Source organism: Shewanella psychropiezotolerans (assembly GCF_007197555.1).
Classification (GTDB): Bacteria; Pseudomonadota; Gammaproteobacteria; order Enterobacterales; family Shewanellaceae; genus Shewanella; species Shewanella psychropiezotolerans.
This window is the reverse complement of the sequence record NZ_CP041614.1, coordinates 4,190,033-4,203,252: the sequence shown is the minus strand read 5'-3', so window position 1 is coordinate 4,203,252 and position 13,220 is coordinate 4,190,033. Positions and strand designations below refer to the sequence as shown.

Annotated in this window: 8 protein-coding genes and 2 pseudogenes; 9 read left to right on the top strand and 1 reads right to left on the bottom strand. The window is 45.8% G+C overall.

Annotated features, from left to right (window positions below; translation table 11 throughout):
- Positions 1-80 precede the first annotated feature (80 nt).
- From prmB to FM037_RS18525, 7 genes and pseudogenes are all read left to right on the top strand, one after another.
- Positions 81-1,022, top strand: coding sequence for a 50S ribosomal protein L3 N(5)-glutamine methyltransferase (gene prmB, locus FM037_RS18555; protein ID WP_144047201.1), 942 nt, complete (start codon positions 81-83; stop codon positions 1,020-1,022).
- 158 nt (positions 1,023-1,180) lie between these two features.
- Positions 1,181-2,274, top strand: a pseudogene (aroC, locus tag FM037_RS18550) (chorismate synthase).
- 135 nt (positions 2,275-2,409) lie between these two features.
- On the top strand, positions 2,410-3,582 hold the full coding sequence (locus tag FM037_RS18545) for an MFS transporter (protein WP_144047200.1): 1,173 nt from the start codon (positions 2,410-2,412) through the stop codon (positions 3,580-3,582).
- Positions 3,583-3,699: 117 nt separating this feature from the next.
- Positions 3,700-4,824: an ATP-NAD kinase family protein gene (locus FM037_RS18540; protein WP_144047199.1), complete on the top strand. Its 1,125-nt coding sequence runs from the start codon at positions 3,700-3,702 to the stop codon at positions 4,822-4,824.
- 74 nt (positions 4,825-4,898) lie between these two features.
- On the top strand, positions 4,899-5,168 hold the full coding sequence (locus FM037_RS18535; protein ID WP_144047198.1) for a YfcL family protein: 270 nt from the start codon (positions 4,899-4,901) through the stop codon (positions 5,166-5,168).
- Positions 5,165-5,716 carry an RNA methyltransferase gene (locus FM037_RS18530; protein ID WP_144047197.1) on the top strand — a complete coding sequence of 184 codons (552 nt, stop codon included), beginning with the start codon at positions 5,165-5,167 and terminating at the stop codon, positions 5,714-5,716. The genes FM037_RS18535 and FM037_RS18530 overlap by 4 nt, the downstream gene beginning before the upstream one ends.
- An 87-nt stretch (positions 5,717-5,803) precedes the next feature.
- Positions 5,804-6,502, top strand: coding sequence for a DUF3313 family protein (locus FM037_RS18525; protein ID WP_227992514.1), 699 nt, complete (start codon positions 5,804-5,806; stop codon positions 6,500-6,502).
- Between the two features lie 80 nt (positions 6,503-6,582).
- Here FM037_RS18525 and mnmC read toward each other — a convergent pair.
- Positions 6,583-8,630, bottom strand: a pseudogene (mnmC, locus tag FM037_RS30560) (FAD-dependent 5-carboxymethylaminomethyl-2-thiouridine(34) oxidoreductase MnmC).
- Between the two features lie 222 nt (positions 8,631-8,852).
- Between mnmC and fabB the strand changes: the two are divergent.
- Both fabB and FM037_RS18510 read left to right on the top strand, forming a co-directional pair.
- Positions 8,853-10,064: a beta-ketoacyl-ACP synthase I gene (gene fabB / locus FM037_RS18515; protein ID WP_144047196.1), complete on the top strand. Its 1,212-nt coding sequence runs from the start codon at positions 8,853-8,855 to the stop codon at positions 10,062-10,064.
- Between the two features lie 287 nt (positions 10,065-10,351).
- Complete coding sequence (locus FM037_RS18510; protein ID WP_144047195.1) at positions 10,352-12,643, top strand: peptidase U32 family protein; 2,292 nt, start codon at positions 10,352-10,354, stop codon at positions 12,641-12,643.
- The last annotated feature ends 577 nt before the right edge of the window (positions 12,644-13,220 follow it).

The window sequence follows — 13,220 nt, the reverse complement described above, 5'->3', positions numbered from 1 at the left end:
TACTGCTATTTTATTGAATCCGATGCCTTATGAATAGAGTTCAGTTACAATGAAACGGAATAATTATGCTGGAGTGAGTTTTGGATAAGATTTTTGTAGATGAAGCCGTAACTGAGCTACGTACCATAGGTGATATGTTGCGTTGGGGCGTGAGCCGTTTTAATGATGCCAATATTTATTATGGTCACGGAACCGATAATGCCTGGGATGAAGCCATAGCCTTAGTTTTTCATGCCCTTCACCTGCCTGAAGAGCTAGGTCAGCAAGTTATCCACTCTAATCTCACCAGCAGTGAAAAGCATAAAATCGTCGAGCTCATTATTCGTCGCGTAAGAGAACGCCTACCGGTTCCTTATTTGACTAACAAGGCTATGTTTGCCGGGCTTGAGTTTTTTGTCGATGAACGTGTGCTGGTGCCGCGCTCTCCTATTGCCGAGATGATTGCTAACCGTTTCAGCCCTTGGCTCTATAATAAGCAAGTTAATCGCGTACTTGACCTATGTACAGGCAGCGCTTGTATTGCTATCGCATGTGCCTATGAATTTGACGAGGCAGAAGTGGATGCACTCGATATCAGTGCCGATGCACTCGATGTCGCCCAAATCAATATAGAGAGTCTAGGCGTGATGGATAGGGTTTTCCCTATCGAATCAGATATATTCTCTGCGATACCTAAAGGTCCACATTACGATCTTATCGTGTCTAACCCGCCTTATGTGGACGCCGAAGATATCGGTGATATGCCCGATGAATATCAGCACGAGCCTGAGATCGGCCTGGCATCGGGACGTGACGGACTCGATCTGACTAAACGTATTCTGGCAAATGCAGCAGACTACATGACGACAGATGGTTTACTGGTTGTCGAAGTGGGTAACTCTATGGTTCACCTGATGGAGCAGTTCCCCGATGTGCCGTTCACTTGGGTGACATTCGAAAATGGCGGTGACGGTGTGTTTGTTTTGACCCGTGAGCAGCTAGTCGAAAATGAATCATTGTTTGCCATTTTCAAAGACAAGTAATAATCGCGGCTCGACAAGTCTCAATGGGCGCTGGTGATAAAAAAGGCTAATGACGCATAAGTTTTATTTAAGCTTGTCACTTGTTGCTCATTTAAGCTAATCTCGGCTTGTGTACAAATTCAGAGTATTTTTAAACTAGTCAGAGGTTAATAGAGCGGATGTCGGGAAACAGTATTGGACAAAATTTTGTCGTGACAACATTTGGTGAGAGCCATGGTGTCGCATTAGGTTGCATTATCGATGGCGTCCCCCGGGACTCGAGCTCAATGAAGCAGATATGCAACATGACCTTGACCGACGTCGTCCAGGGACTTCTCGTTATACTACTGCAAGACGTGAAGCCGATGAGGTGCGTATCTTATCTGGTGTATTCGAGGGTAAAACCACAGGCACCTCGATCGGTCTTATGATTGAAAATACTGACCAGCGTAGTAAAGACTACTCCAATATTAAAGACTTGTTCCGTCCGGGACATGCCGATTATACCTACCAGCAGAAGTACGGTTTACGTGATTATCGCGGCGGTGGACGTGCATCAGCACGGGAAACTGCCATGCGTGTGGCTGCAGGTGCCGTGGCTAAAAAATATCTGAAACAAGTTCATGGTATCGAGATCAATGGTTACTTGTCTCAGCTTGGCCCCATCAAGGCCGAAACAATAGATTTTAGTCAGATTGAGCAAAATGCCTTCTTCTTCCCCGATGCGTCAAAACTCGACGCGCTCGATGAATACATGCGAGACCTGAAGAAGAGTGGCGATTCTATCGGTGCCAAGGTATCTGTGGTTGCTACAGGTGTACCCGTTGGTTTAGGTGAGCCAGTATTCGATAGACTCGATGCCGAGATTGCCCATGCATTAATGGGGATTAACGCGGTTAAAGGTGTCGAGATTGGCGATGGTTTCGAGGTGGTAAATCAGAAAGGCTCGGAGCACAGAGATTTGATGTCCCCCGAAGGCTTTGCTTCAAACCATGCAGGCGGCATTCTAGGTGGAATTTCATCGGGTCAACCGATTATCGCTCATATTGCCATGAAGCCGACGTCGAGCATCAGCATTCCGGGTGAGAGCATCAATGCTCAAGGTGAGAAGGCTGAAGTTGTGACTAAAGGCCGCCATGATCCTTGTGTAGGCATTCGCGCCGTTCCAATTGCCGAGGCTATGCTTGCCATCGTATTGATGGATCACCTGCTTAGGCACAGGGCGCAAAATATGGATGTGCACAGCAGCACACCCCAGATAGGTATGCGTTAATTAACATTGATGTGTGCTAAATGAATTCGGGGCGCCTCTGTTGTATTCGGAGGCGCCCCTTTTGTTTTCTCATAACTACTTATTTTGTTGTTAGCAGCTTAAAATCGATAGCTGCTTTATATAAGAAGCGACATCATGGATCAAACATCTCAAGTCAGTACACAACTACGTTGGATCAGCGCCTGTTATTTCTTCTTCTTTGCCATCTTAGGCGTGATGGTGCCATATCTCGGGGTCTTCTTCGAAAACCGGGGCTTTAATCCTCAGGAGATAGGCTTTCTTCTGGCCATTTTAATGGCCACCCGCATCATAGCACCCAATATTTGGGCCATGGTGGCCGATAGAACTGGCATGCGTGCCCAGCTCGTCAAGTGGGGAGCCGCCGCCGCATCGGTAAGCTATCTGACCTTCTTCTATGATGGCAGTTTTACCTATCTTGCCATCAGTCTGTGTGTCTATACCTTCTTCTGGAATGCTATCTTGGCACAGCTCGAGGTGATTACCTTAGAAACCTTAGGCGAGAATACCTCCCGTTACGGCGCCATTCGCAGCTTTGGCAGTCTGGGTTATTTGGTTTTTGTCGTGGGAGTGGGCTTTGGTATTTCCCTCTGGGGCACTGAGATCTTGCCCTATGTTGGCATGGTGTTATTTATCGGGTTACTGCTCTGTGCGCTGCCTCTCCCCTCGGACCGAGCCGTGGTGAAGAAGAAAAGCGATACGCCTAAGCTCACCTTAGATAAAGGGATTATCTGGTTTTTAATCTCGGCAATATTACTGCAGATGAGTGCGGGGCCATTTTATGGATTCTTCGTGCTCTATCTTAAGCAAGCTGGATACACAGAAGCGGTCGCGGGGATTTATGTGGCACTGGGTGTGCTGGCCGAAATATTGATGTTTATGATAGCGCCAAAGCTATTGGGGCGCTTTGGAGTCAAACCTCTGTTAGTGGTCAGTTTAGGTTTTACCGGGATCCGTTGGTTGTTAATGGCATACTTGGTTGATAGTGTTATCTGGCTTGGCCTGAGCCAACTGCTGCATGCCTTTACTTTTGGCTTAGTCCATGCAGCCTCGATACAATTCGTTCATCGCCGCTTCGATGCGAGTCACAGAAGTAAAGGCCAAGCCTTATATGCCAGTCTCAGCTTCGGCGTCGGCGGCGCACTGGGTACTTGGCTGTGCGGCATGATCTGGGGAGACGGCACGGGGGCTTATTTAGCCTGGCTTGCCGCGGCGATTTGTGCTTTTCTCGCGATGTTGACTGCTTATTTTATACCTAAGCAGATCAATAGCAATCAGCACACAGCTTAAAATAGGGTCGCTCTAAAAGAGTCGAAGGTGAGCTTTAAGGTCTAATTTGAGTTATTTCACTCTTATATGTGACCATTTATAGAGTGCATGTTTATCAGACAGAATAAAGGACAGTAAATGGCAATTCGATTTCGTCTGGGGTTAATCATCAACCCTTTCGCAGGTCTTGGGGGCAGCGTTGCACTCAAGGGTAGTGATGGTGTGGCTGAAGAGGCGTTGGCGCGCGGGGCTAAACCTAAGGCGCATTTGCGTATGCAACAGGCACTCGAGGTGATCTTACCCTACCAAGATAAGATTGAAGTGATCACCGCCTCCGGCGACATGGGTGAAGCCTTGGCTAAAGAGATGGGTTTTGATGTCCGTGTCGTGCATCAAGTTTCCGGCAAGAGTGAAGCTAGAGATACTCAGGCTGTGGTTAAACACCTGTTAGATGAAGAGTTAGATTTGCTGCTGTTTGCCGGTGGAGATGGCACTGCGCGGGACGTGTATTCAGTGGCCGATGAAAACATGCCGGTTCTCGGTGTACCAGCTGGGGTCAAGATCCACTCCGGCGTATACGGTATTACGCCCCATGCATCAGGCATGGTGGTTAAGATGTTACTCGATGGTGAGCTAGTTAGCCTGATGAGCGCCGATGTGATGGATATCGATGAGGTGGCTTTCAGAGAAGGCACTGTCAGAGCCAAGCGCTATGGTGAAATGCTGGTACCCGCCGAGCCAAGGTATATTCAAGCGGTAAAGATGGGCGGAATAGAAATCGATGAGTTGGTGCTTAGTGATATCGCCGCCGAAGTCATAGAGAACATGGAAGATGAGCTTTATATCATGGGCTCTGGTAGTACTGTCGCCGCCGTGATGTCTGAGTTGCAGCTTGAAAATACCTTGCTGGGTGTCGATTTGGTGCAGGACAGTCAAGTTATCGGTGCAGACTTAGGCGCCAGACAGTTATTGGATATGACTAAAGATCAGCCAGTTAAGTTAGTGATCACCCTGATAGGCGGGCAAGGGCATATTCTGGGTCGAGGTAACCAACAGTTGTCCAGTGAGCTGATTAAACGTGTTGGCAAGGACAATATCATCATACTAGCGACAAAAACTAAGTTAAAAGCACTTGAAGGACGCCCCTTAATTGTGGATAGTGGCGACCCTGAATTAGACAAAGACCTGTGTGGCTATTATCGAGTCATCACAGGTTACCATGATTACGTCATGTATCAGGTTGCTAATCCCGACCTGAATTGAGCTAGTCAACACATAAAGATTAAGCTTTGCTGCCAGTGAGCGGCATGTATTGATAAAGAAAGAGCGGAGTTACCATGTTAGAGCAGTATGAAACATCATTATATGAGTGGATAGACGATATCGTAGCGAAAGGGGATGAAGATGCCCTGTTTGCCAGTGGTTACCTTCAGGGGCACTTTGCGGTGGCTATCTCTCAGTTAGAAGTAGAAACTGTGCAAGGCATCGCGGCTCTCGGTGAAAAAATGGATGTGTGTCTGGAGCTGGCTAAGAAAGAGCTGGATGATACAGATTTTGCTTTGGTTGCCTCTGCATGGCAGCAACTGAATGATAAACTTAGCGCGTGACCTTAAGTGTTGACAGCGTAGACAGAACCAGCCTGGTTAAAATTGGTTTAGTGAATCCCAAAAGCCCGACCAACGTGGGTGGTGTGATGAGAGCCGCAGGTTGTTATCAGGCCAATGAGATCTTATACACGGGTAAACGTTATGCGCTCGCCGCTAAACACAGAGGCGAGCAGTACAATACCGATACTAAGAGGGCGGGGCAACATATTCCCCTGACTGCAACTGACGATCTTTTATCGGCCCGTACAGACGGTGTAAAGCTGGTGTGCGTCGATTTAGTCGAAGGCGCAATTCCCTTGCCTGAATTTGTTCACCCCGATAAAGCCATCTATGTGTTTGGCCCGGAAGACGGCACCATAGATCAAGCCCTCATCGATGAAGCCGATGCCGTGGTTTATGTTCCTACCATAGGCTGCATGAATCTGGCGTCGTCGGTCAATGTCTTACTCTATGACCGTTTAGCCAAGACCAATATGCAGATCGCCGATGATGCGCTTATCAGGCAAAGCCGTGATAACAATAATCGGGTTAGAGTCAGACAAAAATAACATCGACCAATGTAAACTTATTCATGATATACAATCCATTAGCTATGGATTATGTTGCTGAGACCCGCATTAGCAATGGATTGTATTATGAAACGTTTAATTTCCCCCATGTTTTTTCTTATATTGGCTACAGTCGCATGCAGTACTCAGCCACTCAAACTCAGTACCGATAGTGCAGATTTCAGAGATGATGGCCTGGTTAAAGTCGAAAACTCAAAGCTCGATATGTCCTTCGTCAGGCCAAACGTCAACTGGTCACAATACACTAAGCTCTATTTTGAACCAGTCAAAGTCACAAACGACCACGCCCCTGACTATAAACCTCCCAGAATCGATCGGATTAGCGATGGGATGAATGCGAGCTATGAGCTGCGAGAGCAAGATCTGCAGAAGATGGCCGATGAATTTCATCTAATGATTCAGAAAGTATTTAATAAGGAACAGCCTTATACGCTGGTCGATATGCCTGGGGAGGGAACGCTCGTGGTAGAGGCTGCGGTTACCGACATCAGGCTCAGTGCCCCTCGTGAAGACACGCGTAGAAGTTACAGTTCAATGGGTAAAACCTATAGTCAAAACTCAGGTTCTATGGTGCTATTGGCGAGTATAAAAGACGGTAAAACCGGTGAAGTGTTGGCAAAGGCTGCAGATAGAGGCCAGGGCTTCGATCAGTGGCGACAAAATACTTCGGTGTTTAACTGGGGGGATGTCAGAACCGTGTACCGCAGTTGGGCTAACTCTCTTAAAAATGCCCTAATACAGGCTGGAGCCGAAACGCAGAAATAGCAAGAATTGCATAATACATTCGCTAAATATAAACAAAGCCAGAGGCCTTAACGCCTCTGGCTTTGTTTATGGAAACTAGACTAAAGTGCCTTACCTTTAATCAGTTTACGCATCCACATTCGATTGGGGTTAAGCAGGGCTAGTGTCGCCATATCCAGTGGTATCATCTCTCCGCAAAGTTGAGAAGCTAGAGCCTCGGCAGCGAGTGGTCCTGTGGTTATTCCCCTCGAACCTAATCCACCCAAAATAAACAGGCCATCATGAATTGGGGCTGGATTATCCTTCCAGAACTTGATACTAGCCTTAGTATGTTGATGTAGCTGGTAATTTTCTAGCATTACATGGGTATCGGGGGCGCAGCCCAGCATGGGCGCATGATCCCGAGTGACCATACGCACGCCGACTCTGGCACTGTGTCCTGTGATATCTATATCGTCGACCCACGCCTTGTTTTCAAAGCTGTGCTGCATCTTTTTAAGATTATCCAACTGCTCGTGAGGACAGTAATCAAGGTGCTCTGGGTCTTTAACATAACTGGCACCTGTGCAATGAAGCTGGTCATTGCTCGGTGTCAGGTAGCCGTGGGAGCACAGAACCGTAGTGAGCTTTGCCAACTCATTGCGGGCAGGAATATGACTGACTTGACCTCTGAATCCGGTTGCTGGCAGGAGTTTACTCTGTTCAAACTGAGTTAACCCATGGCCATTAGCGAGTACTAAGGTGCTGAAGGGACCATGCTTAACTTTATTATCTTTACCTTCTTCTTTGCTATTTTCAGAGCCTGTCTCATTTCCTGAATTAGAGTCATTCCCTGAGCCAGAGCCCTGATACAGGTACCACTGACCTTGGCTTTGCTCGATACGGGTGATGTTACAGTTAAATAAGGCTCTGATATCGGCAATTTGGCTAGCCTTATCGAAAGCGGCTTGGGTAAAGTCTGGCGGACTTATCCAGCCACCTAATGGATAAAACACACCTTCCTGGTCTATATCTATGTCGGCGAGATTGGTGGCTTCTTGTGCGGATACCCTGTGGGCTATCTCTTTTGGCCAAGCTTGAGCCGAGATGATTCGGTTGATTCTGCCGCGGCTGCGTTCATCGTGGCCAGTATGTAATACACCACACAGTTCGTTGGCTATGTTAAAGCCTTCATCGACCAGGGTGGTTAATCTTCTTCGGGTAAACAGTAAACCTTGCTGGAAATATTGACTCAAGGTGCCATTATCCGGAGTGAGCAGGGGATAAATTGCGCCTTGCTTGTTGCCTGAAGCTTGTTGGCTAAAAGCCTCATCCTGACAAAAAATCCGTACGCTTTTATTTCGCTCCGCAAGGGATAGCGCAAGATGAGTACTGGCAATACCCCCCCTATAACAGCAATTGTGCCCTCTTTTGCCGGTAACTGAGGATAGTGCTGAAACCCATTGGCCTGAGCTTGCCTTAATGCCCGTCTCTCTTGTTGGGATATCTCGTCACTTAACTGGGCCGATGCCCGGGGGAGAGCGCTCTTTTCTGGTGTTGAGTCATTTAAAAAAGAGTTTGCTAACAGAAAGCCCGCTATTTTCGCCAAGTTAGTCTGTTGCTGGCTCATGTTCGAGCTTGATAGCAAGGCGGTATTACGGCTGAGTTTTGCCATCTGCCATATTGTTCGCTCATCCAGTGAGTGTTGATCTGAGGTGTGAAGCCAAGCATGGATATAAGAGGCTGGATCTGCAGGCGCTAAGGTGTCGCTTAAACTTGAGAGTATATCACCGATATATAGGTCGATGAGGCAACGCCCTTGATTCAAAATAAGTCTCTGGCAGCCAGGTATCGCCACTAGTTTGGCATCGATAATTTGTTTAATTGCAGCTTGCTTATCTACACATGAGCCAGACTCTAAATTAGAGTCGAAGCCAGAGCGAGAGCCTAAATCGGTATGGGCCGATTCTTGACACTCTTGGTTCTGAGTTTGAAGTGCGACGAGTTGCAGATTTATGCGCTCAACGGCTGAGCAATCAGATTCGAAAATTTTCACATAAAATCGAGTATCCGGTATGGACTTTTGTTGCAATAAGATGACAGATAGCAGTTGCTGAGCATCACAAAGTCCTATTTGGCCTAATGATAATTTTTTTTTGTCTGGATACATTTCAACTATTTGCTCATGAAATGAGTCGAAATGACTACAATTACGGCTATTTACCATCTTTTCTTCACGTTCTTGGCTCAAGGAATTTACTCTGTGTCTTACTTTAGGCATTATTTTACCCGTGTTTATGGAAAGCTGACCACTTAATTGCACTAAAAGCGATATTATTGCCGCAGCAAATTTAGTACTGAAAGTACTAAATGTACTAAATGGAAAGAAATAATGAAAAGAGTCGTGATCACCGGACTTGGCGTAGTTTCAAGTATTGGTAACAATAAGCAAGAAGTCACTGAGTCACTGAAAGCTGGCCGCAGTGGTATTACCCACTCAGCTCAGTTTGAAGAAATGAAACTTCGCAGCCGTGTTTGGGGCGATATCACGTTAGATCCGAAAGAACATATCGACCGTAAAGCACTTCGCTTTATGGGTAAAGCCGCAGCCTATGCCTATGTTGCCATGGCTGAAGCCATTAAAGATGCCGGTCTAACTGAAGAGCAGTATTCAGATCCTCGTGTGGGTATCATAGCCGGTACTGGTGGAGCTTCATCAGCTAATCAGGTACAAGCCGCGGATATATTACGTGAGAAGGGCGTTAAGCGTGTAGGCCCGTATATCGTGCCGCGTATCATGTCTAGTACTGCGAGTGCGTGCCTAGCCACCCCATTTAAGATTAAAGGCATGAACTATTCAATCAGTTCTGCTTGTGCAACCAGTGCTCACTGTATTGGCCATGCCGCTGAACTTATCCAGATGGGTAAGCAAGATATGGTCTTTGCCGGTGGCTCTGAAGAAGTTGATTGGACTTTGACTATGGGCTTCGATGCCATGGGCGCACTGTCTACTAAATATAATGACACGCCTGAAAAAGCGTCTCGTACCTATGATGCTGACCGTGATGGTTTCGTTATCTCAGGTGGCGGCGGAATCGTGGTTGTCGAAGAGCTTGAGCATGCGTTAGCACGTGGCGCGAAAATCTACGCCGAAATCGTCGGTTATGGCGCTTCATCAGATGGCTATGACATGGTTGCTCCGTCAGGAGAAGGTGCAGTACGTTGTATGCAGATGGCGCTTGCCGATGTGGATACGCCTATTGATTACATCAACACCCATGGTACATCTACGCCAGTCGGTGACATGCGTGAGCTTGAAGCTCTGCGTGAAACCTTCGGTGATAGCTTGCCACCGATCGCATCGACCAAGTCACTGACGGGTCATGCACTCGGCGCTGCTGGTGCTCACGAAGCTATCTATAGCCTGATCATGATGGAACATGGTTTCATTGCGCCGAGTATCAATATTGATAACCTAGACGAGAAAGCCGAAGGTATGCCAGTCGTGACTGAATATCGTGAAGCAGAACTCAACACTGTGATGAGTAACAGCTTCGGTTTCGGTGGCACTAATGCGACCTTGGTCATGAGAAAGTATAAGTAACCTTCAATCTGAACGTTACGTAAAGTGTGAGCTACTTTATCGCTAAAGTACCAAACACCGCGAAGGGAGCTTAGGCTCCCTTTTTTGTGTCTGGCATTCTCGTAGCGATAGTTATGTCAATTTTGCATGGATAGCTATAAATTGACTTTGTATCTTGACCCAGCGGGAGCGTCCTCATATGCCTATGTTATCGCTAACAATTGCGAATAATTTACTTTAACGATATTCATTAGCAAAATATATGGGTAACATCCCCTCCATTAAATTTCTAACAACAAGTTGTAATCATGGATCCAAAGATTGAATTATTAGCACCAGGCGGAGATGTTGATGCGATTAAAGCGGCGATTATTGCTGGAGCCGACGCCGTTTATTGTGGCTTAGATACCTTCAACGCTCGTAACCGTGCTGCTAATATTTCCTTTGAGGAACTTGTTGGGATCATTCGTCTAGCACACCAGTATCAATGTCAGATATTTCTTACATTGAATATTGTTATTTTAGAGAATGAGTTTAAGTCACTGGCCAAGCTGCTAAGTAAGTTGGTTAACACCACATTAGATGGTGTGATTGTGCAAGATATCGGCATGTTCTATTTACTTAAAAAGCATTTTCCGACATTAGACATTCACGCATCAACTCAGCTAACAACCCATAATGTTGGTCAAATCTCTTTTTTAAAGAAATTAGGCGCCTCACGGGTTAATTTGTCGAGAGAGCTTAATTTACGTGAGATCGCTGTATTAACCGCTACGGGTCTTGAAAACGATATCACCACTGAAGTGTTTGTGCATGGATCCTTATGTATAGCGTTCTCAGGGTTATGCTATTCCACATCAGCCAGTGTGGGTAACTCAGGTAACCGCGGCCGCTGTAGCCAAGCTTGCCGTGAAGAGTATGAAACCACTGAGACTGGTCATAATTTTCCGCTCAATATTAAAGATAATTCGGCGTTTTTCGACCTACCAGCATTGATAGAAGCAGGTGTTCACTCGTTTAAGGTGGAAGGTCGTATAAAGGGCGCAAGTTACGTCCATACAGTCATAGACAGCTTTCGTAAGCAGATAGATGGCTTCCTAGCTACTGGAGAGCTGCTTGAAGACGGTGAGCGCCTTTATAAGGTATTTAACCGCGATCTGACCAACTCTTTTCTAAAGGGGGACTTAAATCAGTCGATGTTTATCGATAACCCCCGTGATAACTCGAAAAACCACCTTAAAGATAAGCTCACTCACAATGGTTTGAAGTCTATTTCGGTAGTACAAATTCATGATGCAGAGCAAGAGTTACAGGTAGAAAAGAGCCAAATTCAAACATCTGTCGACGATAAAATTAAACATCTCAGCATAGAAAAACTGCCACTGACATTGTCTTTTTCGGGGCAATTGGGACAGCGGTTATCAATTACCGTGAGCACTCAAGACTTTATTATTGGCCAAACCCAGTTAGAGGATAAAACCTTTACTGTGCAGTCTCCTAGTCTGCTGACGATTAGTGATGATGCCAGCATTGATGCCAGTGCAATTGAGAAGCGATTTAAGAGTTTACATAATGCAGAGTTCGACTTGCAGCAGTTCGTCACTGATGATTTAGCCGCTGGCCTTAGCATTCCCTTTAAGGAGCTGACAAGCTTAAAGAAGCAAGTGCTATTGCAACTTAACCATGAAATTCCCGTGTTACCAGCCGTTGAGTTACCTAAATTGGCGAAGTATCTAAAGCCTGAAACACAAAGACCTAAATTGTCTATCTTGATCTGTGATGAGGCTGATATCGCCCTTGCCGATGTCACCGATGCTGATATTTACTTTAAGTTACCCGATGCCTATAAGCGCGGCTGTACTAAATATGTAGATTTCTTCAAACAAAACCCGCGTCTTATCCCTTGGTTCTCATCAGTGCTAATAGGTAAAGATTTTGATGCGGCGCTGAATATTTTAGAGCAAGTCCAACCAGCGCTTATTGTCACCAATAATACCGGTATCGCCAATCGCGCCTTTGAGCTTGGAATTAAATGGATCGCGGGTCCGTTTTTAAACACAACTAACTCTTATGCATTATTGGCCATACAAGAGCAGTTTGATTGTCACGGCGCCTTTATTTCTAACGAAATCAATCAGAATCAAATTAAACATATTGCACGGCCTGCAAACTTCAAAATGCTATACAGCATCTATCATCCTATTTTGCTTATGGCGAGCAGACAGTGCTTCTTCCAGCAAAGTGTAGGTTGTGAAAAGCCACGTATCGACAATGGTTGTATGTTGTCTTGCGATAAATCTACCAGCATCACCAACCTTAAAGGTGATGAGTTTGCTATCGATAAGCAAAAAGCAGGCTATCCAAGTATTTATAATCAAGACCAATTCTTAAATACTGAGATCATTGAGGATCTAGCACACCTCTTTGATGGCTTTATGATTGATTTAACCAATATTGGTGCCGGAAATAAGCCATCTCCTGACAAGGTGCAGCTAATCCAACAGTTTGAGAGACTCCTCAGTGGCCAATCTAATGTGGTTACAAGCCTAGGTAATATGGTGCCTAAATCGACGGTATTGCAGTACCACAATGGGTTGTAACTTGTGGGGTAACAGGCTGGGAAAAGTATCTATTGTGGTTTCATTGGGCTTTATTGTTATTTAATTGGCTTTTTGAATGGTGTGACTTCTATCTAATCCATCAATTACCGTGAGTGCTGCGTAAGGATATGCGAATGTCGTGATCACATGGATGTGAATGAACGACCTTAAAGTGCAAACACTTCAGTGACATGCAGCAAGCACTGGCCATCTTCTTTAGAATAAGAATGGATGTCTTGGTTGTCGTATGACCGTCTAGTTTGAAGATCGAATAGCAGACTATATATAAATTAGGTTGTTACACTGAATCTGATATAGGGCCTTTAAACTGTCAATGCTCGTCAAGCTCTCTATTACTCCAACTACGTCTATCTTCATAGGATTTACTACAAGTGGCCATCAACCCCTGTTATCTAGGTGTGTCTACGGCCTGCTGCAGCTCAATACTCATTTGAGCGCTTCTTGGGCAGGGTATAGCAAGCTCCTAATTTAAGCCAATAAAGAAGGGGAAAGTTTAGCTATGCCCCTGTTTATTCTTTAGCAGCATAGCTGTATCTGAGGAAGTCCGTTCCTTAAT

Excerpts from the sequence above, each read along its gene's own strand:
- FM037_RS18545 (WP_144047200.1), top strand. The coding sequence starts at position 2,410 with ATGGATCAAACATCTCAAGTCAGTACACAACTACGTTGGATCAGCGCC.
- FM037_RS18540 (WP_144047199.1), top strand. The coding sequence starts at position 3,700 with ATGGCAATTCGATTTCGTCTGGGGTTAATCATCAACCCTTTCGCAGGT.
- FM037_RS18535 (WP_144047198.1), top strand. The coding sequence starts at position 4,899 with ATGTTAGAGCAGTATGAAACATCATTATATGAGTGGATAGACGATATC.
- FM037_RS18525 (WP_227992514.1), top strand. The coding sequence starts at position 5,804 with ATGAAACGTTTAATTTCCCCCATGTTTTTTCTTATATTGGCTACAGTC.
- fabB (WP_144047196.1), top strand. The coding sequence starts at position 8,853 with ATGAAAAGAGTCGTGATCACCGGACTTGGCGTAGTTTCAAGTATTGGT.
- FM037_RS18510 (WP_144047195.1), top strand. The coding sequence starts at position 10,352 with ATGGATCCAAAGATTGAATTATTAGCACCAGGCGGAGATGTTGATGCG.